16 protein-coding genes are annotated in these 23,040 nt (G+C 62.9%); 13 read left to right on the top strand and 3 right to left on the bottom strand.

Annotated elements, in window-relative coordinates; all coding sequences use genetic code 11:
- The first annotated feature begins 141 nt into the window (after positions 1–141).
- The gene (locus tag PQG80_RS10405) at positions 142–2,490 is read left to right on the top strand and encodes an S-layer homology domain-containing protein (RefSeq protein ID WP_271751245.1); all 2,349 of its coding nucleotides are present in this window, start codon (positions 142–144) and stop codon (positions 2,488–2,490) included.
- Positions 2,491–2,655: 165 nt separating this feature from the next.
- On the top strand, positions 2,656–3,339 hold the full coding sequence (locus PQG80_RS10400) for a queuosine precursor transporter (protein ID WP_271751244.1): 684 nt from the start codon (positions 2,656–2,658) through the stop codon (positions 3,337–3,339).
- Between the two features lie 401 nt (positions 3,340–3,740).
- Here PQG80_RS10400 and PQG80_RS10395 read toward each other — a convergent pair whose 3' ends face one another.
- Positions 3,741–4,739, bottom strand: coding sequence for an acrylyl-CoA reductase family protein (locus PQG80_RS10395; RefSeq protein WP_271751243.1), 999 nt, complete (start codon positions 4,737–4,739; stop codon positions 3,741–3,743).
- Between the two features lie 134 nt (positions 4,740–4,873).
- The gene (locus tag PQG80_RS10390; RefSeq protein ID WP_271751242.1) at positions 4,874–5,497 is read right to left on the bottom strand and encodes a peroxiredoxin family protein; all 624 of its coding nucleotides are present in this window, start codon (positions 5,495–5,497) and stop codon (positions 4,874–4,876) included.
- A gap of 275 nt (positions 5,498–5,772) precedes the next feature.
- Here PQG80_RS10390 and PQG80_RS10385 point away from each other — a divergent pair, with 275 nt between their 5' ends.
- The 9 genes from PQG80_RS10385 (at position 5,773) to fucU (ending at position 17,868) form a co-directional block, all read left to right on the top strand.
- A complete protein-coding gene (locus PQG80_RS10385) occupies positions 5,773–7,020 on the top strand; it encodes an MFS transporter (protein WP_271751241.1) in 1,248 nt (415 codons plus the stop codon).
- Positions 7,021–7,688: 668 nt separating this feature from the next.
- Positions 7,689–8,666, top strand: coding sequence for an ABC transporter permease (locus tag PQG80_RS10380; RefSeq protein WP_271751240.1), 978 nt, complete (start codon positions 7,689–7,691; stop codon positions 8,664–8,666).
- A 24-nt stretch (positions 8,667–8,690) separates the two neighbouring features.
- Positions 8,691–9,587 carry a carbohydrate ABC transporter permease gene (locus PQG80_RS10375; RefSeq protein ID WP_271751239.1) on the top strand — a complete coding sequence of 299 codons (897 nt, stop codon included), beginning with the start codon at positions 8,691–8,693 and terminating at the stop codon, positions 9,585–9,587.
- A 162-nt stretch (positions 9,588–9,749) separates the two neighbouring features.
- Positions 9,750–11,540, top strand: coding sequence for a type 2 periplasmic-binding domain-containing protein (locus PQG80_RS10370; RefSeq protein ID WP_271751445.1), 1,791 nt, complete (start codon positions 9,750–9,752; stop codon positions 11,538–11,540).
- Positions 11,541–11,744: 204 nt separating this feature from the next.
- A complete protein-coding gene (locus tag PQG80_RS10365; RefSeq protein WP_271751238.1) occupies positions 11,745–13,502 on the top strand; it encodes a sensor histidine kinase in 1,758 nt (585 codons plus the stop codon).
- Positions 13,480–14,910, top strand: a complete 1,431-nt coding sequence (locus PQG80_RS10360; RefSeq protein ID WP_271751237.1) for a response regulator transcription factor — start codon at positions 13,480–13,482, stop codon at positions 14,908–14,910. The genes PQG80_RS10365 and PQG80_RS10360 overlap by 23 nt, the downstream gene beginning before the upstream one ends.
- The gene (locus PQG80_RS10355; RefSeq protein WP_271751236.1) at positions 14,907–16,571 is read left to right on the top strand and encodes an extracellular solute-binding protein; all 1,665 of its coding nucleotides are present in this window, start codon (positions 14,907–14,909) and stop codon (positions 16,569–16,571) included. The genes PQG80_RS10360 and PQG80_RS10355 overlap by 4 nt, the downstream gene beginning before the upstream one ends.
- A gap of 145 nt (positions 16,572–16,716) precedes the next feature.
- Complete coding sequence (locus PQG80_RS10350; RefSeq protein ID WP_271751235.1) at positions 16,717–17,175, top strand: RrF2 family transcriptional regulator; 459 nt, start codon at positions 16,717–16,719, stop codon at positions 17,173–17,175.
- Positions 17,176–17,433: 258 nt separating this feature from the next.
- On the top strand, positions 17,434–17,868 hold the full coding sequence (gene fucU, locus PQG80_RS10345; protein ID WP_271751234.1) for an L-fucose mutarotase: 435 nt from the start codon (positions 17,434–17,436) through the stop codon (positions 17,866–17,868).
- A gap of 661 nt (positions 17,869–18,529) precedes the next feature.
- On the opposite strand, the gene PQG80_RS10340 is transcribed toward fucU, so the two are convergent.
- Positions 18,530–19,696 (bottom strand): ROK family transcriptional regulator, encoded by a 1,167-nt coding sequence (locus PQG80_RS10340; RefSeq protein ID WP_271751233.1) that lies wholly within the window; start codon positions 19,694–19,696, stop codon positions 18,530–18,532.
- Positions 19,697–19,885: 189 nt separating this feature from the next.
- On the opposite strand from PQG80_RS10340, the gene xylA reads away from it, so the two are divergent.
- Together xylA and xylB are read left to right on the top strand one after the other, a co-directional pair.
- On the top strand, positions 19,886–21,205 hold the full coding sequence (gene xylA, locus PQG80_RS10335; protein ID WP_271751232.1) for a xylose isomerase: 1,320 nt from the start codon (positions 19,886–19,888) through the stop codon (positions 21,203–21,205).
- 39 nt (positions 21,206–21,244) lie between these two features.
- The gene (xylB, locus tag PQG80_RS10330) at positions 21,245–22,741 is read left to right on the top strand and encodes a xylulokinase (RefSeq protein ID WP_271751231.1); all 1,497 of its coding nucleotides are present in this window, start codon (positions 21,245–21,247) and stop codon (positions 22,739–22,741) included.
- The last annotated feature ends 299 nt before the right edge of the window (positions 22,742–23,040 follow it).

Genomic DNA, 23,040 nt, shown 5'->3' with positions numbered 1-23,040 from the left:
TCAAAAAGGTATTCGGCACGAAAGGGGCAATTCCCTTTTGGCAGAAGCTGTCGAAAGTTAACGAAAGTAAATCGATTCGCCGCCCCTCTCCTGATAGGATAAGCATCTAGATGAAGCTCTGAAGGAGAGGGAGAATAGCGGATGGCATGGGGACAAGGGGTTAGATTCGCGGCGTGCGCCGTCGCGTTATCGATGATCGGTACCGGCTGGGGAGGCGCGGTCTCGGCCGCGGCGCCGGAGGAGCACTGGGCGCAGGAGACGCTGAACGCATGGGTCGGCAAAGGATGGCTCGCGGGAGGCAACGGCGGAGAGCTTCAGCCGGACCAGCCGGTCACGCGGGCGGAATTCGCCACGCTGGCGGTCAGAGCTTTCGGGCTGCAAGCTGGCGATGCGACTGCAAATTTTAGCGACGTTCGCGACGGCAGCTGGTACGCGGGCGCGATCGATGCCGCGGCGGAGGCGGGTATTCTGACGGGTTATCCGGACGGGACGATCCGTCCGACCCGGAGCGTCACGCGGGAGGAAGCTGCCGTAATGCTGGCGAAATTGAACGGACTGACCGAAGCCGGTGGCGCGGAGTCCTCGTTCTCGGATGCAGTGGAGCTCCGGTCGTGGAGCAAGCCGTCCGTAGGCGCAGCGGTGTATTCGAAGCTGCTGGGCGGCTATCCGGACGGCACGTTCCGCCCGGCGCGCGCGATGACGCGGGCCGAAGCCGTCGTCGCGCTGGACAAGGCATGGGCGCTGCATGAGCGGTCGCGCACGACCGTGTACGACAAGGCCGGTATATATGGTCCCGCCGAAGGCACGCAGGAAATTGCCGGCAGCGTGGTGATCAAGGCGCCGGGCGTGACTCTGCGCAATACGGCCGTTCGCGGCGACTTGACGATCGGCGCGGAGGTAGGCGAAGGCGACGCGACGCTCGAGGGCGTCACCGTTGGCGGGACGCTGACCTTGGCCGGCGGCGGCGAGCGCAGCGTGCATCTGTCGAACGCCGTGCTCGGCCAAGTCGTCGTCAACAAGCCGGGCGGCAAGCTGCGTCTCGTGCTCGAGGGGACGACGAACATCGCCAAGCTTGAGTTTCGCACGGTTGGCCTGCTCATCGTGCCGTCCGGTTCGTCCGTAGGCAGCCTCTTCGCCTACGCGATCATTCAGGTAACCGGCACGGGCAAGATCGCCCTAGCGCGCCTCTATGTATCCGGCTCTTCGTTCGAGCAAGCGCCGGGCAGCTTAGAGCGCGAGGCGGGCGTGCTGCTCGCCGGCGAGTCTGCCTCCGGCGGGTCGTCCTCCGGCGGTAGCGCGACGCCGACGCCTGCACCGAGCGTTACACCATCGCCGAGCTCGACGCCTTCGGCTGAACCCAGCGCTAGCCCGTCGCCGAGTCCGTCGCCAAGCGCGGAACCAAGCCCTTCGCCAAGCACGGAGCCGAGCCCGTCGCCAAGCACGGAGCCAAGCCCGTCGCCGAGCACGGAGCCAAGCCCGTCGCCAAGCACGGAGCCAAGCCCGTCGCCGAGCGCGGAACCAAGCCCCACTCCTGGACCAGCCATTATCGGCGTAGATGACGGCCAAGTTTACACGGCAGCCGTGACGCCGGAGCTCGGCGAAGGAGAGACGGCAGAATCCTACTCGCTGACCAAAGACGGCGTTCCGGTCGTCGGCTATCAATTCGGAGACGAATTGTCCGAAACCGGCGTCTATGTGCTCGTGGCCACGAATAACGAGGGCGGCGAAACGTCGATTCAATTCACGCTCTCTGCCGACGTAAGCCTCAGCACCAATTTCCGCCAATATTATAAGTTCGACGGCGAGCTCAGAGTGCAGGTTCATGTCGAAAACACCGGACTTGATCTTTATAATGCCGTTAACGGAATCGAGTTGACGCTTCCGAACTACGATGGCGACACAGTGGAAGTCTATTATTGGTACGGGCCGGTCAACGACTGGTTCGAACTGGAGCGCGTCGAAGGCACGGATCGCTTTATCGGGCATTATCCGGAGGAGCCTTATTCGCTGCCGCATGAGGCGGCGTTCGATATTACGTATTCCGTCGATATCGGCACCTCCACGATAGACCGGGACTTGAAGCTCAAAGCTTGGGTAGCCGACGCCTCCGCTCCGGAGGAAGAGGACGCACTGTTCGAACTGGTGCCCGAAGACATTCATGTCGCCTACGATTCGCTCGGGCAGATCGACGATCTGGCGATCGATCCGACCGGTGACAACGACGAGACCCAAGTGCACCTTACCTTTACCGAACCGCTGGACAGCAATCAATTGTGGGTGTATGTCATCAAAGGCAATAACGTCACCAGATGGTCCGACGGGAACCTCGAATGGGGCGAAGGCCGCGTATGGGTTAAAAACCTCGCTGCCGGCGTCGATTATCAGCTCCAGCTGATCGTCATTGGCGGATACAATAAGGGGGAATCGAACGCGGTGGATTATAGCACGCTCGCGCCCCCGCCTCCGCCTCCACTGCCGCCGTCTGAATAACACACTTCTCGCTCGCCGGCTGTCCCGGCGCCTTTCGGCGCCGCGGCAGCCGATTTTTTCTACTGGCGCGCGCAGAGCGCTATGCTATAATGGTAGGCATTGCTCCGGGACACGGGGCCGCGGTTCGGGACCTCCCGCGTCATCAAAACTAGGAGGAAGTACAATATGTTCAATCTGCTCTGGGGCGTGGGATTCGTCGCGGTCAACTTCGCGCTGTTCCTCGTCTGCTACCGCCTGCTCGGCAAGAACGGGCTGTACGCCTGGATCGGCGCGGCCACCCTGCTCGCCAACATCCAGGTCGTCAAGACGATCGAGATCTTCGGCATCGTCATGACGCTCGGCAACACGATTTACGCCACGATCTACCTCACCACCGACCTGCTCAACGAGAAGTACGGGGAGAAGGAAGCGCGGAAGGCGGTCTGGTTCGGCTTTTTCACGATGATCATGTCGCTCATCATCATGCAGATGGTGTTGCACTTTAAACCTGGCATAGACGATATCAGCCAGGATGCGCTGGAGACGATCTTCGGCATGACGCCGCGCATCGTGCTTGGCAGCCTGTGCGCCTACTTTGTCAGCCAGTTCTTGGACGTCCGCATCTTCAGCCGCCTGAAGGTCGCGTATCCGAGCCGCTCGCAACTGTGGATCCGCAACAACGGCAGCACGGGTCTCAGCCAGCTGGTCGACACGCTCATCTTCTGTCTCATCGCCTTCGCGGGCGAATACCCATGGGAAGTCTGGTGGGAGATCGCCATCACGACCTACGTGCTCAAGTTTGTCATCTCCGCGGCATCGACGCCGGTCATCTATCTGGCGCGCAGCTTCAAGTTCGCGGATGAGCGTTAAATAAATGAAGCGCCCCGCAAACGGCCAGGTAGCCGGATGCGGGGCGTTTTGCGCTGTCGGTAATGCTGGGAACACGGCGGGGCACAAGAGCTGGCGCGAGAAACAAAGTAACTCGAGTCACGCGCAGGCCGCTGCTGAGGAGTTAGCGCGAAAAACAGCGTAACTCGAGTCGCGTAAGGCTGCAGCTGAGGAGTTAGCGCGGAAAACAGCGTAACTCAAGTCGGGCACAGGCTGCGGCGGGGGAGTTAGCGCGGAAAACAGCGTAACTCGAGTCGCAGAAGTCCGCAGCCGAGGAGTTAGCGCGAAAAACAGCGTAACTCGAATCTGGCACAGGCTGCGGCGGGGGAGTTAGCTCGGAAAACAGCGTAACTCGAGACGCGATGCGCCAGCGGCACCGAAAGTTATAGCGCTACGACCACGCGCCCGCGCATCTCGCCGCGCAGGATGGCACGAAGCGCTTCCGGCAACGCCTCGAGCGTCGTCTCGCTCGCGATCGCGTCCAACAGGCCAGCGGGCTTCAAGTCGCCGGCCATGCGCTCCCAGGCGCGCAAGCGCTCCGGCATCGGGCAGAGCACCGAGTCGATGCCGAGGAGTTTCACGCCTCGCAGGATAAACGGATAGACGTTCGCGGCGAAGTCCGCGCCGCCCGTAAAGCCGCTCAGCGCGACGCCCCCGCCGTAGCGGACCGAGCCGAGCACGTCCCGCAGCGCCACGCCGCCGACGGGGTCCACGACGCCGGCCCAACGCTCGCGCACGATGGCTTTGCCCTCGGGCATGCGCAGCGCGTCCGGCGCCAGGAGCTCGCTCGCGCCCAGTCTGCGCAGCAGCGCCTGCGCCTCGGCGTCGGCCTTGCGCGAGCTGGCCGCGACCTCGTAGCCGAGGCCGGCCAGCATCGACACCGCGACGCTGCCTACGCCGCCGGTGGCGCCCGTGACGAGCACCGGCCCTTGTCCGCCTGGCGCAAGGCCCGCCTCTTCGAGGCGCAGCACGGACAGCGCTGCCGTGAAACCCGCCGTGCCGTAGGCCATCGCCTCCCGCGCCGTCATTCCGCCGGGCAGCGGGACGACCCAGTCGGCCGGCACCTGCGCGATCTCGGCATAGCCGCCGGGGGCGGATACGCCAAGTCCGAATCCCGTGACGAGTACCGTGTCTCCTTCGCGGAAGCGCGCGTCCCGGGTCGCGGTCACGCTGCCAGCCAGATCGATGCCTGGCACGTGTGGATACTGCTTGACGACATTCCCGCGAGGCGTGACCGCGAGCGCATCCTTAAAGTTGACGCTCGAGTAAGCGACGCGAATGCGCACATAACCTTCCTGCAACGGCGCAGTCTCCAATTCCTCGACCGATGAGGCGATCTCTTCACCGTCCGCTCTGGCGACCAATGCCCGATATCGTTCCATGCTTGCATGCCTCCCCGGCGTTGATGGCACGGCATTCTTCGCGATGGCCTCACCGCGCGTAAAACCGCATTCCTTCATTATTAACCGTCCAAGGAGGCGTTGCAAGAGGATGCGGCGAGGCTCCGCAAGCAGAACTACTGTCGATCGGCAGGCTGCAGCAGCGCATCGATTCTTCGATCCAGCTCCTCCTCGCCGAGCGAGCCGAGCGCTTCGCCTGCGATGACGCCACGCGCGTCGATGAAAAACGTCGTCGGAATTGGACGGATGCGGTACAGCTCCCCGACGGTGCCAAGGCGGTCGAGCAGCACGGGGAACCGGAAGCGCTGCCCCTCGGCGAACGAGCGCGCGGCGGACTCGTCGTCGGAGGCGGTCAGATTGACGGCGAGGATGGTCGCCTTGTCCTTGTACTTGGCGGCCGTACCGACGAGTACGGGCGCTTCGTCCCGGCAAGGTCCGCACCAGGAGGCCCAGAAGTTGAGTACGACGGGCTTGCCACGATATTCGGACAGCGAATGCATCGCCCCGTCCAGTCCTTCTAATGTAAAGTCAGGGGCGAACGCATGAAGCCTCGGCGCCGCGGAGCGGGCGGACAGTGAAGCGATTTGGGCGGTTGCGGCTTCACGCGCCGACCCGGCAAGAGCGGGAGTCTCGCGGCTCTGCGCCCCGTGCGCAGGATCCCTATGGAGCAGCAGCAATACGAGCGCGACCGTCAAGAAGACGGCGAGCATCGCCCAATCGCGGACAACTTGCTTGGACATGTCCAGACTCCTTTTTCCACATGATCATGGATACGTCTTCCACACCTATGAAGAGTAGGAAGCGCATCCCAGTATTCACTATTCAATACTCAATATGTCCGCAACCAACGCCGACAATCCATCCGTGGAACGAGGAAATGCAGGAGGCGGGACGATGCCGGCGGTAGGCGCGTGTTTCTTTGATAACCTTAATCGATATTCTCCGCTTGACTTCGCGGACCGCGGCTCCTAAACTTTATTGTCATCAACCGGAAAACCCGAAAGAAGGAATCATCATGTCATCCACCGCATCGACGCGAGCCGAGCCGGGGAGCGCCCGCGACGCCTCTCTCGCCGTCATGCCCGTATTGCTCTGCATCAGCTTCGTGCATATGATGAACGACTCGATGCAGGCGGTCGTACCGGCGATGTTCACCGTCCTGGAAAAGTCGCTCAGCCTCTCGTTCGCCCAGGTCGGCTGGATCACGTTCGCGCTCAATATGACGTCCTCGGTCATGCAGCCGGTCGTCGGCTCCTACACGGACAAGACCGCCCGGCCGTACCTGCTGCCGCTCGGCATGTGCCTCAGCCTGGTCGGCATGGTCGGCATCGCTTTTGCCCCCGCGTTCTGGAGCGTGCTGCTCGCGGTCATGTTCATCGGCCTCGGCTCCGCGATCTTCCACCCCGAAGGCTCGCGCGTCGTCTACTTCGCGGCGGGCGGCAAGCGGGGTCGCGCCCAGTCGATCTACCAGGTCGGGGGCAACGCGGGCAGCTCGCTCGCGCCGCTCATGGCCGCGGCTATCTTTATCCCCTTCGGTCAGCATGGCGCCGTCTGGATGACCTTGTTCGCTGCGCTCGCCATCGCCGCGCTAATGTGGCTGATGCCGTGGTACAAGGGACAGCTGAACGCCTGGCGGGAGAAAAGCGAGGCAGCTAGCGCCAAGCGCAAAGCGGGCGGCAGCGTCGCGGCGGAGCTAACGAATCATCCGCGTGCGCTGTTCGCGATGACGCTGCTCGTTTTCATCGTTTTCGGACGCTCCTGGTACCACTCGGGGATCAGCGGATTCTACCAGTTTTACCTGATCGACCACTACGGCTTGCCCAAGGAATCCGCCCAGATTCCCATCTTCCTCTTCCTGGCTACCGGCGTGGCGGGCACTTTCTTCGGCGGCGTGATGGCGGACCGGATCGGACTGAAAAAAATGATCGTGCTCTCGATCGTCGGCGCGCTGCCATTCTCGCTCGCACTGCCGTATCTCCCGCTGTGGGCCGTCTATCCGGTCATCGCGATCATGGGCTTCATCCTGCTATCCGGCTTCTCCGTGGCCGTCGTCTACGCGCAGCACCTGCTGCCGACCAAGGTCGGCATGGCCTCCGGCCTCACGACCGGCCTCGCCTTCGGCATGGGCGCCATCGGCGCAGTCGTGCTCGGCAAGGCCGCCGACGTCTACGGCATGTCCGAGGTTATGCGCACCATCGGCATTCTGCCGGTCGTCGGCTTCCTCGCCATGCTGCTCCCGTCCGACCGCAAGCGCGTCGCCTAGTTTATATGGTGCGGGCACCCTCGACTCCGTCGCTTGACGGAAAGAGGGTGCCTTTTACGTCCGTCGCTCCCGCAAGCCATCACCAACCCCGCAATAGTGGAAAATAGTTCCGCTATCGCCCCGCAAGCCCTCACCGACCCCGCAATAGCGGAAAATAGTTCCGCTAGCTCACCGCCGGAGGAAGCAGTTTAGTTCCCTTGCGCAGCAAGGTGCCCAGTGACCTACGGGCCTTGAGACAGAGAGAGGTGCCCCTAGCAGCGAAGCCCCGCCTGACTAAAGGGGATATCGTTAAAACGGCAAAAAACAAACCTAGTCATGCACTGAAAACGCGGTGTTTTGCTGGCGCTTTTCGGACGCAGGGTAGGTTTTCGTTCGCCGCAGGTGGAACCTTGTTCGCTTTCTCGCAACCGCTTTCCAAAACGCAAAACCGTTTTGTATCCCCTTACATTCCTCGCTGTTTATACAATAAGAGGCGTAGGAGAGAGGAACGACGGAGTCGCAGCCCCTGCTTGGAAAACGATTTCCAACCGTCCGTTCCTTTAGCGGTCGATCGTGCTCGGCTTATCCGCCGCTCCACCGGCCCAAGCCACCGGCCGAAGCCGCCAGCCGAAGCCGCCGGCCCCATACAAGCAACTAGCCCAACCCGCATCTCTAGAAGGAGGAGTCTTATGAATCCGGCTGCCGGCACGAACGCCTCGCCGCTCTCTCAGCCCGTCGCACCGCCCGCCGCCGCACGAAGGCGTGGCATTCCGGAGCGTTACCGATTGTTTTTGTATGCGCTTCCTTTTCTCGTGCTCGTGTTCATGTTCAGCTATATGCCGCTCTACGGCTGGATCTACTCGCTGTACAATTATCGTCCGGGCTTCAAGCTGAGCGACACGCCGTTCGTCGGCTTGCAGTGGTTCCGCTCGATCTTCGCTAACCCGACGCAGACCCAAGAGGTGCTGCGCGTCATGAAGAACACGGTCGCGATGAGCACGCTCGGCATCGTAACTTCGGTGCTGCCGGTCGCCTTCGCCATCCTGCTCTCCGAGATCCGCTCGATGCGCTTCAAGAAGACGGTGCAGATCCTCACGACGCTGCCGAACTTCATCAGCTGGGTGCTCGTGTACGCGATCGCCTTCATGATGTTCAACGTCGACAACGGTCTCATCAACCGGCTTCTCATCGACCTCGGCATTCAGGAACGCGGCTACAACTATCTGGCGAACGACAGCCACACATGGCTCGCCATGATTCTATGGGCAACGTGGAAAGGACTCGGCTGGGGCGCGATCATGTACATCGCCGCGATCACCGGGATCGACCAGGAGCAGTACGATGCGGCGAAGGTCGACGGCGCGGGCCGTTTCCGCCAGATGTGGAACATCACTGTGCCGGGCATCATGCCGACGTACTTCGTGCTGCTGCTGCTCTCGATCGCCAACTTTATCAACAACGGGATGGAGCAGTACTTCGTCTTCCAGAACCCGATCAACAAGGACCACATCGAGGTGCTCGACCTTTACGTCTACAACACGGGCATGCTCGGCACCAACTTCTCGTTCGCGACGGCCGTCAGCATGCTGAAGTCGATCATCAGCATCGGCCTGCTGTTCTTCGCCAACCGGCTGTCCAAGTGGGTGCGCGGCGAATCGATCATCTAAGCAAAAGCAAAGGAGGGGCCGAACTTGAAGATCCGCAGCACGACCGGGGACAAAGTGTTCCACACGTTCAACTACCTGTTCTTCGCCATCTTCACGCTGCTGTGCCTGTTCCCGTTCTACTATCTGTTCATCAACACGATCAGCAGCAACGACCTGAGCTCCCGGGGCCTCGTCATGTGGTATCCGAAGGAGATTCACTTCAATAACTACGTGCAGGTGCTAAAGCTCAAAGGCCTGTCACAGGCTGCGATCGTCTCGGTCGGGCGGACGGTCATCGGGACTGTCGCTACTGTGGCAGGCTCGGCGTTCCTCGGCTACATCTTCACCAAGCGCAAGATGTGGGCGCGCACGTTCTGGTACCGGTTCATCATGATCACGATGTACTTCAACGCGGGCATTATCCCCTGGTACGTCATCATGATGAAGCTGAACATGACCAACAACTTCATGGCTTACATCCTCCCGATGATCGTGTCGCCGTTCTACGTGATCCTGGTCAAAACGTTCGTCGAGTCGCTGCCCGAGGTGCTCCAGGAGTCGGCCGAAATCGACGGGGCGGGGACGATGACGCTGTTCTTCCGCATCATCCTGCCGCTCATCATGCCGATCGCCGCCACCATCGCCATCTTCGCCGCCGTGACGCAGTGGAACTCGTTTATCGACACCGTGTTCCTGATGACGGATCAGAAGTACTACACGCTGCAGTTCGTGCTCTACAAGTACCTCAACGAGTCCAACTCGCTCGCGGCGATCATCCGCAGCAGCGGGGGATCGGCCAACGTAGACTTGTCCAAAATGCAGACGGCCACTTCGATCCGCACGACCGTCTCGATGATCGTCGTTATCCCGATCCTGTTCGTCTACCCGTTCTTCCAGCGGTACTTCGTCAAGGGCATCATGATCGGCGCCGTCAAGGGATAAGAACGCCGGGAGCTCGCGGCGCCAAGCCGCGAACGCCCGCGGCAACGACCCTATAAGGAGGTGAGCACGGAGGCCGCAATCGGACCTGAACTGCCCGACGCTCCATGCCAGACCGCATCGCCATCAGCCAACATATAAAGGGAGGACTACCCCGTGCCACAAATGAAAAAGAAAAAGGCGCTCACCGCGTCCGTCGCCGTCCTGCTCGCGACGAGCCTCGCGGCTTGCTCCGGAGGCAACAATAACAACAACGCCGCCTCGTCCGCCGCGCCGTCCGGCTCGGCCTCGTCCGGCGCCTCTGCAAGCGCTTCCGCTTCCGGCGCGCCGCAGCGCGACGAATACAAGATCGACGTGTTCTCGATGCTGTCCAACTTCTCGGGCGAGCAGCAGGGCTGGTTCGCCAAGGTCGTCAAGGACAAGTTCAACCTCGACCTCAACATCATCTCCTCGAATCTCGAGGGCGGCGGCGACGTGAAGTTCTCCGCGATGATGTCGGCGGGCAATCTGGGCGACCTGGTCGTATTCGGCGACGACGGCCAGAAGTACCAGGACGCGATCAAGGCGGGCATGCTGCTCGACTGGACGCAGGACGGCCTGCTGGACAAGTACGGCCAGAACCTGATGAAGTACGCATCCAAGGCGATCGAGAAGAACAAGGTCAACTTCGGCGGCGGCTCCAAGGTATACGGCATCGGCTTCGACGTCGGCGAAGGGGACGGTCCTTCCGAGGGCAAGGACATGACCTACAATCCGAATTTGCGCTTCGACCTGTACCAGAAGGCGGGCAGTCCGAAGATCACCAAGATGGAAGACTACCTCCCGGTGCTCAAGAAGATGCAGGAGCTGGAGCCCAAGAGCGATTCGGGACGGCCGACGTACGCCTTCTCGATGTGGCAGGACTGGGACGGCAACATGATGATGAACACCAAGGCATGGGCGGGGCTTAACGGCTTCGACGAGACGGACGGCTTCAACAACGGCGGCTTCACGCTCATCTCGGCCGACAAGAACGAGGTTCAGGGCGTGCTCGACGAAGACGGCTACTACATGCGCGGCCTCAAGCTGTACTTCGACGCGAACCAGATGGGTCTGGTCGATCCGGACTCCATGACGCAGAAGTTCGACGACGTCGTCAACAAGATGACGGACGGCCAGCTGCTGTTCACCTGGTTCCCGTGGCTCAACACGTACAATACGCCTGAGCGTCTGGCCGAAGGCAAGGGCTTCGCGCTCGTGCCGTTCGAGGAGGAGCGCACGTTCTCCTACGGCTACAATCCGTACGGCGGCAACCGCGTCTGGGCGATCGGCGCCAAGGCGAAGCATCCGGAGCGCGTGCTCGAATTCCTCGACTGGATGTACAGCCCCGAGGGCACGATGGTCGCCAACTACGGCCCCGAAGGTCTCGTATGGAAGCTCGAAGGCGGCAAGCCGGTTCTGACGGACTTCGGCAAGGAGGCGCTCCCTTCCAACCCTGCGGCCGTGCCTGAGGAATTCGGCGGCGGCACGTGGAAGGACGGCCAGAATCAGATCAACAACACGACGCTCAAGCTGACCAGCATCAACCCGGAGACCGGCGATCCGTTCGACTACACGCTGTGGACGTCGACGCTGGCCCAGGCGCCGAACAAGTTGGAGGAAAACTGGAGAGCCGCGATGGGCGGCGCGACGAGCGCCAAGGATTACCTGCAGAAGAACGACAAGATCGCGATCAACAAGCAGATTTTCACCGGCACCGCGCCTGAAGTCATCTCCGACGATCTGTCGCAGAAGCAAGGCCAGGTCGCGCAGGTCATCAAGCAGTATTCCTGGAAAATGGTATTCGCGAAGAACGAGGCCGAGTTCGACAAGCTGAAGAAGGAACTGATCACCAAGGCCAAAGGCCTCGGCTACGACGACGTCTATAACTGGAACAAGCAGCAAAACGAAAAGGTGTTCGAGTACCGCGCCAAGTAATAGTCGAGAACGCAGCAGCCTGAAGCTTATCGCCGCCCTCGTTAGGGACGGCGGTAAGCTTTTCCCGCATTGCGGGGAGGAAGTGTCTTCCGCTGTCGGGATGCCGCGCGATTTGCTAGAATAGATAGAAAGCGTATACAGGAACGGCGAGTCAGATGCAACGAGAGGGGATGCGAGCCACTGTTCCTGTCGCGATATATGAAGATGCCTCATCCCTTCAAACAGGGGACGCTCAGGCGCACGCTAGTTGTCTACCTGCTGATCGCCTGCCTGTTTCCGCCGATCCTGTTTTCCGCCTATACGTATTCGTCGCTCCACTCGATCCTGACAGGCAAGATCCGCAGCGGCATCGACGCCAGCCTCAAGCAGGAGGCGACGGGGATGGAAAACATGCTGAACGACCTGGACTTCGTCTCCAAGCAGTTCGCGCTGGACGGCCGGCTGGCCGAGCTGATCAACAGCTATCTGACGGCGAGCCAGACCTATGACAAGGCGGAGATCAAGCAGGATATCGAGGACAGCCTGAATCTGGTCAACTTCACGAGCCCGAACGTGGGCTTGACCGTCTATTATATGCCCCAAGCCGCGGAGCCGGTGCTGTTCAACAACCTGCCGGTGACCGCAGGCTTCTCGATCGAGGGTCTGCCGCCGTTCGTACAGTACAAGGGCGCCGTATTCAGCGGGCCGCACCGGACGCAGTACAAGAACAGCGACAATACGGTCATCTCGTCGCTGCGCGTCGTGCGCACGGACCAGGCGCGGCCGGTCTACATTTATCTGGAATCGAATTACAATCTGTTCCGCAAGATTCTGAACGAAGCGCTCTACGGCATGAAGGTGTCGCACTATCTGATCGACGAGAACGGAGACGCGCTGTTCGCGGACGACGGGGAGCCGCCGCTCGACCCGGAGCGGCTGCGCTACGAGGAGATCGCCGCATCGGGGGGCGGGCCTTACCGCGGCTATTATCTGTTCGGCTACGAGAGTCCGCAGGGCTGGAAGCTGATGACCGCCGTCAGCAAGGACGCGTTCAACCGGGAGATCAATGATTGGTTCCGGCGCCTCGCGCTGCTGTTCGCCTTCGCCTTCGGATTCGCGATCTTGCTGGCGATGCTGATCTGGCGCAAGGTGTACGGCTCGATCCGCAAGGTGAACCGCGAGATCGTGCGCATGACCCGCGACCGCGAAGCGCCCGTCCAGTATATGAAGGTGGAGGAGTTCGACCAGCTTCTTGGCAGCTTCCAGGACATGAAGACGACGGTCAACGACCTGATCCGGGAGATCGGCCACAACGAGCGGACCAAGTACCAGCTCGAGACGGAGAAGCTGCTGAGCCAGATCAACCCGCATTTTTTGCACAACACGCTCAATACGGTGCAGTGGGTCGCGCGCGCGGGCGGCCAGGAGGAGATCGACCGGATCGTGACGCTGCTCGTGCAGGTGCTGCAGTACAATATGGGCAAGAACAGCCTGATCGTCACCGTCGGGCAGGAGCTCGAGGCGCTCCGCCATTATATCGAGCTGCAGAGCTACAGGTACGAGGACGAGCTTACGTTCAGCATCGCCGTGGAGCCGGGCACGGAGCGGATCGCCATGCCGCGCTTCCTGCTGCAGCCGCTCGTGGAGAACGCCATCTATCACGGGCACAGCGAGGAAGGCGGCGCGATCGATATCGCGGTGGAGCGGGTGAAGGACGCGCCGGACATGTTGACGCTGCGCGTGACGGACAACGGTCCCGGCATGGACGCAGAGACGCTCGCCGCGCTGCTGGAAGACGATCAGGGCGCTTCCCGCCGCGGGATGGGCATCGGTCTCAAGTACGTCAAGCGCCTGCTCGAGAGCTACTACGGCAGCGGCGACCTGCTGCGCATCCGCAGCGCCCCCGGGGAGGGTACGACCCTGTCCGTGAACATACCGATTCGAAGCGAGGTGGAGCTCTATGATCAAAGCGCTGGTCGTTGACGACGAGAAACGCGTGCGGCGGGGATTCATCGCGCTGGCCGACTGGTCCGCCTACGGCATCTCCATCGTCGGCGAGGCCAAGGACGGCAACGCCGCGATGGCGCTGCTCGGCGAGCATGAGATCGACATGATGTTCGTCGACATCGGCATGCCCGGCATGTCCGGCTTCGAGCTGATCGACCAGGCGCGCAGCCGGTATCCCAAGACCAAGGCCGTCATCCTCACCTGCCATCACGAGTTCGACTACGTGCAGGAGGCGCTGCGGCTCGGCGCGATCGACTACATCGTCAAGACGCTTCTCAACAAGAGCAACGTGGACGAGACGCTGCAGCGCATCGTGAAGCGCTTTGAATGGGAGCGCCGGCATACGGCGGGCGGGACGCAGCGGCCGTTCGAGTCCGCGGTCGTGCTCGCGCCGAAGGGGCAAGCGCTGCCGGACGAGGCGCCGCCGCCTGTAAGCCTGGCGTCCGAAGGCAAGCCGCGCCGCCTGGGCGGCGGGCTGTGGCTCTGGACGGCGCAGGCGCAGCAGGCGGAGGAGTGGCTGCGCGAGCTGCCGGCGCATATCGCCGGCAAGTGGCAGGCGGCGTGGGTGACGGCCGGCTCGGACGAGCGCGTCTCGGCCCGGGAGGCGGAACGGGCGATCGCGGAGCGGCTGCCGCTCCATCTGTTCTACCGCGGCGGCGGCGAGGCCGCGGGGCGCGCCGTCGCGCTGAGCGAGCTTCGCGCGGACGCAGGGGCGTCGCCGGCGGAGCTCGACGCGGCGTTCGGAGAGTGGGCCGAGTGCCGCTGGCTCCTGTACGGCGAGGACTGGCGCAGATTCGCGGCGCAGGTCGAGCAGTGGCAGGTCGACCCTATGCGGCTGCAGGTTTGGCTGCGCTCGCTCGCAGCCGAGTGGGCGCAGTACCTAGGGTGGCGCGGCGAAGCCGGCGACGAGGCCGCGCTGGCGGACGCGCTCGGCGACCCCTGCGAGCTGTATACCTGGAAGCAGTGGAAAAGCTGGCTGTCCGCCGCCGCCCTCCTCACGCAGCAGCGGCTCGCCGAGCTGTCGCTGTCGCGGGAGGTGTTCGGCAGTTTGATCCGGGCCGTGCTCTACATGAAGGGCCATGCGGGGCAGGACCTGAACCAGGACGAGGTCGCGCGCCGCATCGGCATGAGCCGCAGCTACTTCAGCCAGTGCTTCAAGAAGTTCGCGTCCGGCGAGGCGTTCGGCGACGCGCTGCGCAAGCTGCGCCTGGCCGCGGCGAAGGAGCTGCTGCGCGGGACGGACCTGCCGATCCGCGATATCGCGGGCCGGGTCGGCTTCGAGGACGACAAGTACTTCAGCCGCCTGTTCCGAGACCGGACGGGCGTGCTCCCATCCGAATACCGGAGCGCGCGGCAGGATCTGGCGGAAGGCGGTCTTCCGTGACCGCCGCGGGGAAGCTGTCGGCGGCGCTGGCCGTCTGCGCGCTCGCGCTGACCGCCTGCTTCGGCGGGGACGGAGGCGGGAGCAGGCCCAAGGAAGGCGCTGAAGCGGCCGTCGCGGCGGCCGACCGGCTTGCTTATGCCAAGTACGAGACGCCGGTCACGCTGCGCATCCCGCATCAATTCTCGGATATCGCGCTGCCGGACGGCGATACGAGCGAGAATAACTTCGTGAGCCGTTACATCGGCGACCTGACCGGCGTCTCGATCAAGTACGCGTGGGAAGCGCCGAGCGGCGTGCAGTACGCGGCCAAGATGGATTACGCCATCCGCAGCGGGGATCTGCCGGACGCCTTCGTGGTCGACCGAGAGCAGTTCCGGGAGCTGGCGCAAGCGGGCGTGCTGGCGGATCTCAACGAAGCGTACGGCCGGTACGCGTCCACGCTGGTGAAGTCGTTCTACGACGCGACGGGCGGCAAAGCGCTGCAGGAAGCCTCCATTGGCGGTCGTCTGTACGGGCTGCCCAATGTCGCGATCGAGGCGGACGCGCCTACGTACCTGTGGGTGCGGCAGGATTGGCTGGACAAACTCGGGCTCGCGCCGCCCAGGACGCTGGAGGATATTGCCCGGATCGCGGCGGCGTTCCGCGGGATCGACCGCGACGGCGACGGCAAGGGCGACACGGTCGGCATTCCGGTCGACCGCGGGATGGCGTACGGCGAGAAGACGGGCAATAACGGGCTGAACAGCGTGTTCGCGGCCTTCGGCGCCTATCCTCGCAAGTGGATCGCCGGATCGGACGGACGGCCCGTGTACGGCTCGGTGCAGCGGGAGGCCAAGGAGGCGCTCAAGCTGCTCGCGGAGTGGTACCGCACCGGCGTCCTGGATCAGCAGTTCATGCTGCGTCAGGACCCGCAGGACCTGGTGGCGGACAATCAGACGGGCATCTTCTTCGGGCCGTGGTGGGCGCCCTACTATCCGCTGTCCAAGTCGATCTCGCAGGACACCAAGGCGGATTGGCGCGTCTATGCCGCGCCGCTCGACGGGAAGGGACGGTTCAACGTGAGCGAAGCGCCGGTCACGGACCGCTACCTGGTGGTCCGCAAGGGCTATGCGCACTCCGAGGCGGCGATCAAGCTGCTGAACGTCTTCACGCGCCTCGAGCGCAATCAAGACCCGGCGGCGAGGCGCATGCTCGCCGTGACGGAGCAGCTCGACACGCAGCTTCGCAACTACTATCCGTTCGACCTGCTGCTGGATTATCCCGACGCCATCGCCCAGCGGCACGACCGGCTGGCGGAGGCGCTGGACGGCAAGCTCGATCCGGGACAGCTCGACCAGGAGACCAAGCGGCTGTACGACGACTCGCTGACGGAGAGAGAGTCTCCGCGCAAAAATCTGGACGCCTGGAGCGGCTCGACGGCCTATCAGCTGTGGGGCAGCGTAGATCGGACCGACACGGTGAAGATCGAGAGCTTCTTCGCGGACCCGCCCCCGTCGCTGGCGGACAAGTGGTCGAGCCTGCTGAGCCTGGAGCTGGAGACGTATGCGAAGATCATCACGGGCGAGCTGCCGCTGTCTGCGTTCGACGACTACGTCAAGCGATGGTACGCGGAGGGCGGCACTCTGATGGCCGAAGCCGTGCGGGCGGCGGCGGAACAGTAGGAACAGCTTATTCGACCCAAGGCTGCATGCGACGGTCCGCCCCGGCCGGGTGCTTTCCTTGCACAGGAAATTCCTTTATAGAGACATTGCGTGCCCCCATGAGCTATACTGTTAAAAAGCGAGTACGTCGGATGGAGGTGCGGACATGGCAATCGATAAATGCGGAGGCGCGGCGACGCCGAGGTGGTTCGGGTACGCGCTGCAGTCCCTCGTTTACTTGGCCCATCACGCCGACCGGGACGACCGCTGTCCGAGCGGGGAGATCGCGGGTGGCTGCGCCACGGAGGCGACGCTGATGCGGCGCATCCTGTCGCGGCTCGCCAGGGCGCAGATCGTCGGGGCGCGAGAGGGCAGAGAGGGCGGATACTTCCTGCTCAAGGCGCCCGAGGCCATCACGCTCGGCGAGGTGTACCGGGCGCTCGAGATCGCGGAGCCGCTGCACAGCGGGATGCTGCACAGCGCCGACGACTGCACCGCGCTCGGCTCCGGCATGAAGGAAGCGTTCGGCGACGTGATCCGCGAGACCGAGCGCAAGATGATGGAGGTGCTCGACGGCCGCACGATCGCGGACATGATCGAGCAGGTATTCGGGCAGAAGGTATGACGGAGGGGCGGCGCTGCCGCCCCTTATCTTTATGGAGAAGGCCGAGTCAATTTGCCTGGGCATCCGGGAGATGGCCGGATTGGGCGGTCGCCCGCAGGGTCGGTTGTATAGGTTATCTCGGGCGCGCTAGGGGGCTCGGGGAAGTGAAGACAACGCTTACCGCTTCGGTTATACTGGCAGAAGACGGCAGAATCGGGAGCTCCGGCCCGCGCGTTCTGACCGTAGACATGCGCAGAACCCGGCGGGAGGGCGATTGGAGTGTTGAAGGGAATACCGGCGATAGTGTCGCCAGAGCTGCTGAAGATATTGATGGAAATGGGGCACGGCGACGAGATCGTGCTCGGCGACGGGAACTTCCCAGCGGCCAGCCACGCGCGACGCCTCGTGCGCTGCGACGGACACGGCGTCCCGGAGCTGCTCGACGCGGTGCTCAAGCTGATGCCGCTCGACCAGTACTCGGCGCGGCCGGCCGCGCTCATGCAGGTCGTGCCCGGCGATACGGCCGAGACGCCGATCTGGGCCAGGTACGGCGACATCGTGCGCGAGCGGACCGGTCTGACCGAGCCGTTCGAGGAAGTCGAGCGGTTCGCGTTCTATGAGCGGGCGAAGCAGGCGTATGCGATCGTGGCGACGGGCGAGAGCGCCATTTACGCCAACATCATTCTTAAAAAGGGCGTCATTGCACCCGAATAACGGGTGACCGGAGGAGCCGGATACGTTCTCTAGCGCAGATGCGCGGGGGTGTGTCCGGCTCTTGGCTTTTAGGGGAGGCGCGTGGGGGCTTGCTGACTTGCTGGCTTGGAAATTGCTCCTCAGCGGTGTGACTGCGGGCGAGTTAGCTTGTTTTCCGAGGTAACTCGGACTTCAGCAGCGTGGCTGGGGCGGAGTTAGCTTGTTTTTCGAGGTAACTCGGACTTCTGCAGCGTGGCAAGAAGCGAGTTAGCTTGTTTTTCGAGGTAACTCGGACTTCTGCAGCATGGCTGGGGGCGAGTTAGCTTGTTTTCCGAGGTAACTCGGACTTCTGCAGCGTGGCTGGGGCGAGTTAGCTTGTTTTTCGAGGTAACTCGGACTTCTGCAGCGTGGCGAGATGCGAGTTAGCTTGCTTTTCGAGGTAACTCGGACTTCTTCAGCGTGGCGAGATGCGAGTTAGCTTGTTTTTCGAGGTAACTCGGACTTCAGCAGCGTGGCTGGGGGCGAGTTAGCTTGTTTTTCGAGGTAACTCGGACTTCTGCAGCGTGGCAAGAAGCGAGTTAGCTTGTTTTTCGAGGTAACTCGGACGTCAGCCGAATCCGCAAACGACCTCCCGTATTAAAACGACCGCCTCCTATCAGAAGGCGGTCGTGCTAAGTTGCCGTCAAGCCGACCGCAGCCGCTTGAAGAAGGCTGAGATCGCGGACTCTGCGGCGCCCATGACGGCGGAGCGGTCGCCCAGCTCGGCGAAGAGCAAGCGGATGCCACGGAGATGGAAGTTCAGCGCCCGAGATTCGGTCGTGCGGATCATCTCCTCCTCCAGCCATGGCCGCGCGCGGCTCATCGTGTTGCCGATGACGACAGCCTCGGGGTTGAAGACGTTCACGATATTGGCGATGCCGACGCCGAGCGACTCGCCGATGTCCGCGAACAGCGCGCGCGTCCGCGCGTCGCCCCGCTCCGCAAGCGCGAGCAGGCTGTCCAGGGTGCCCTCGCCGAGGCCGGCTTCGGCCGCGCGGGCGAGCAGCGCTTGCTCGGAGGCGTACAGCTCCCAGCACCCCCTGTTGCCGCAGCGGCACGCCGGACCGTTCGCCTCGATCGACAGATGCCCCAGTTCCCCCGAGAAGCCCGCCGCCCCCTTGTACAGTTCCTTTTGCAAAATGAGTCCGGTCCCGATGCCCATGCCTACGCTCACGTAGATCATGCTGCCGATGCCGCGCCCGCTCCCGAACTGGCGCTCGCCGATCGCGCCGACGTTGGCTTCGTTGTCGATCAGCACGGGGAGACCGAAGGCGCGGGACAGCGCATCCTGCAGCGGCACGTCGCGCCAGCCGAGGTTGGGCGCGTACAGCACGGAGCCGCCGCGGTCCACGAGACCCGGCACGCCGACGCCGATGCCTACGACGCCGAACGCGCTCTCCGGCGCCTCGTCGACGAGCGCTTGGATAAAGGGACGCAAAATGCCGAATACTTCTTCCGGCGAAGTTCGGGGCAGCTGCGCCGTCCGCTCCAGCACGACGCCGCCCCGCAGATCCGTCAGCACGCCGCGCACGTAGTTGACGCCGAGATCGACGCCGACGGCGTAGCCGGACTCCGCCACGAACTCGAGCAGGACAGGCTTGCGACCGCCGCTGGATTGCCCCGTGCCGATCTCCCGGACCAGGCCGCTGTCGATCAGATCCTGTACCAGGCTGGACACGGTCGCCTTGTTCAATCCTGTCAGCGCGGAGATGTCCGCGCGGGAAAGAGGGGCGTCCCGGAGCACCGATTCGAGCACGATGGCGGTATTCATTCTTTTGATGAGCGCTTGGTCTCCGGTCGGGGTCTTCATGGGGCGTAGGCTCCTTCTATTTCTCGTGTGCTTCCGTTTGCGGGGCAGCGTTCCGTTCGCGTCGTTAATGTTTAACGTCATGATAACATAAAACTTAGTTTATTGGATAGACAAACTAAGTTGCAGGTGCTATGCTTAGTTCAGCATGTAACCGAATTCATACCATCAACCGAGGAGGCAATCCCCACTATGAGCCTGTTCCCGAATGTACCGCAGATTAAGTACGAAGGCCGCAAATCCGACAATCCGTTCGCCTTTAAACACTATAACGCCAGCGAAGTCGTGCTCGGCAAGACGATGGAGGAGCACCTGCGCTTCGCCGTCGCTTACTGGCATACGTTCAACGCCAACGGCACCGATCCGTTCGGCGCCGGCACGGCTGTCCGCAGCTGGGATTCGCTGTCCCCGCTCGACAAGTCCAAGGTGCGCGTCGAAGCGAACTTCGAGCTGCTCGAGAAGCTGGGCGTGCCGTTCTATGCGTTCCACGACGCCGACATCGCGCCCGAAGGCGCCACGCTCGCCGAGACGAACAAGAACATCGACGTCATCGTCGCGAAGCTCAAGGAATTCCAGCAGTCTACGGGCAAGAAGCTGCTCTGGAACACGGCCAACCTGTTCACGAACCCGCGCTACGTTTTCGGCGCCGCAACTTCCAACAATGCCGACGTATTCGCGTACTCCGCCGCTACGATCAAGAAGATGCTCGAGGTCGGCAAAGAACTTAACGGCGAGAACTATGTCTTCTGGGGCGGCCGCGAAGGCTACGAGTCGCTGCTCAACACGGACATGGGCCTCGAGCTCGACAACCTGGCGCGCATGCTGCACATGGCCGTCGACTATGCCAAGGAGATCGGCTTCGGCGCCCAATTCCTGATCGAGCCCAAGCCGAAGGAGCCGACCAAGCACCAGTACGACTTCGACTCCGCTACGACGCTGAGCTTCCTGCGCAAATACGGCCTGAAGGACCACTTCAAGCTGAACATCGAAGCGAACCACGCGACGCTGGCCGGCCATACGTTCGAGCACGAGCTCCGCGTCGCCCGTCTTGATGGCGCACTGGGCTCCATCGACGCCAACCAAGGCGACTACCTGCTGGGCTGGGATACGGACGAATTCCCGACCGACCTGTACTCCACGACGCTCGCGATGTTCGAGATTCTGAAGAACGAGGGCGGCATCGGCAAAGGCGGCGTCAACTTCGACGCCAAGGTACGCCGGACTTCCTTCGAGGACGAGGATCTGTTCTACGCCCACATCGCCGGCATGGACTCGTTCGCGCACGGCCTGAAGGCTGCCGCCAAGCTGATCGAGAACAAGGTGCTGGACGGCATCGTCGACAGCCGCTATGCGAGCTTCGGCGAAGGCGTAGGCGCAGAGATCGTGGCGGGCAAGCATACCCTCGCTTCGCTCGAAGCCTACGTGCTGAGCGGACAGAAGCCGATCGTGAACCGTTCCGGGCGTCTGGAGCAAATTCGCCAGGCCGTGAACGAAGTTATTTTCAGCGTATAAGAAGTCGGCGTAAATGAAGATCGAAGGAGACGGGCCTACATGAACTATGTCATCGGCATCGATCTCGGCACGAGCGCCGTCAAGGCGCTCCTCGTCGGGCAGGATGGAGCGGTCGCGGCCGAGGCCTCCCGCGAGTATCCGCTGTACCACGACCGCTCGGGCTGGAGCGAGCAGGATCCCGAGGATTGGGTCCGCGCGACGATCGAGGTACTCAAGGAACTGGGCGACAGAACGGTCGCCGCGGGCGGCAAGATCGACGGCATCAGCTTCTCCGGCCAGATGCACGGCCTCGTGCTGCTGGACGGGGATATGCGGCCGCTGCGCCGGGCGATCCTCTGGAACGATACGCGCACGACGGAGCAGTGCCGCGAGATCGAACGCAAGCTCGGGGACGCGCTGCTGCGCCTGACGCGCAACCCGGCGCTCGAGGGCTTCACGCTGCCCAAGCTGCTGTGGGTGCGCGAGCATGAGCCGCAGCTGTACGAGAAAGCCGAGTCGTTCCTGCTGCCCAAGGATTACGTGCGTTACCGGCTGACCGGCGCCGTGCATATGGATCTGTCCGATGCGGCGGGCACGCTGATGCTGGATGTCGCTGGCCGTGTCTGGAGCTCGGAGGTGCTGGCGGCGTTCGGCATCCCCGCTTCGTTCTGCCCGCCGCTGGTGGAGTCCGTCGCCGAGACGGGCACGCTAGACGACCGGGCGGCGCGCGAGACGGGTTTGCCCGCCTCGACGCGCGTGTTCGCCGGCGGCGCGGACAACGCATGCGGCGCCATCGGCGCGGGAATTCTGAAGCCCGGCCTGACGCTTTGCAGCATCGGCACCTCGGGCGTGGTGCTCACGCACGAGCCGGACGCTTCAGCCGATTATGCGGGCAAGGTGCATTTTTTCAACCACGGCAAACCGGGTGCGTTCTATGCGATGGGCGTGACGCTCGCGGCGGGCTACAGCCTGAGCTGGTTCCGCAATACGTTCGCGGCTGGCGAATCCTACGACAAGCTGCTGGCCGGCGTAGGCGACATCGCGCCTGGCGCGGGCGGACTGCTGTATACGCCTTATCTCGTCGGCGAGCGGACGCCGCACGCGGACGCGGTCATCCGCGCGAGCTTCGTCGGCATGGACGGCGCGCACACGCGGTCGCACTTCGCGAGAGCGGTGCTCGAGGGCATCACGTTCTCGCTTAACGAGTCCGTCGACGTCTTCCGCAAGGCGGGCAAGTCGGTGTCCAAGGTCGTCTCCATCGGAGGCGGCGCCAAAAATCCCGACTGGCTGCAAATGCAGGCGGACGTGTTCGACGCGGAGGTCGTGCGGCTCGAGAGCGAGCAGGGACCGGGTCTCGGGGCGGCGATGCTGGCGGCGACGGGCGGCGGCTGGTACGGCAGCCTGGAAGCCTGCGCGGAAGCGTTCGTCAAGCAGGCGGCCTCCTATGTGCCGGACGATGCGCGGGCCCGCCGCTACGGCGAGCTGTTCGGCATTTACCGGGAAGTGTACGCCAGCACGAAGCCCCTGAACGAGGCGCTGCGCGCCTTCCGCAGCTAAGCGGGCAGTTATAGTATAGACGGGAGAAGCTTGTCTTCGCGGACGGCTGGCCTCCCGGCAGGAAGAGAGAGCCCCCATTTCGGCTTGTAGCCGGGTGGGGGCTCTTTGGCGTGGCGCTATCCGCTGCCCGCTGTACCGGCTACGCAACCGCCCGCGCCGCCGACTCGTAGTTATTCGCAACAGAAGACACGTAAGGCAAAGGTGGGGGCCGATGAAACCGATGAAGCACGTGAAGGGCGTGAAGGGCGTGAAGGACGTTAAGGACGTTAAGGACGTGAAGAGCGTGAAGAACGTGAAGG

It is taken from the genome of Cohnella rhizoplanae, assembly GCF_948329515.1.
Taxonomy (GTDB): domain Bacteria; phylum Bacillota; class Bacilli; order Paenibacillales; family Paenibacillaceae; genus Cohnella; species Cohnella rhizoplanae.
Note: the sequence above shows the minus strand (reverse complement) of the source record. Positions and strands in the feature narration are given on the sequence as shown.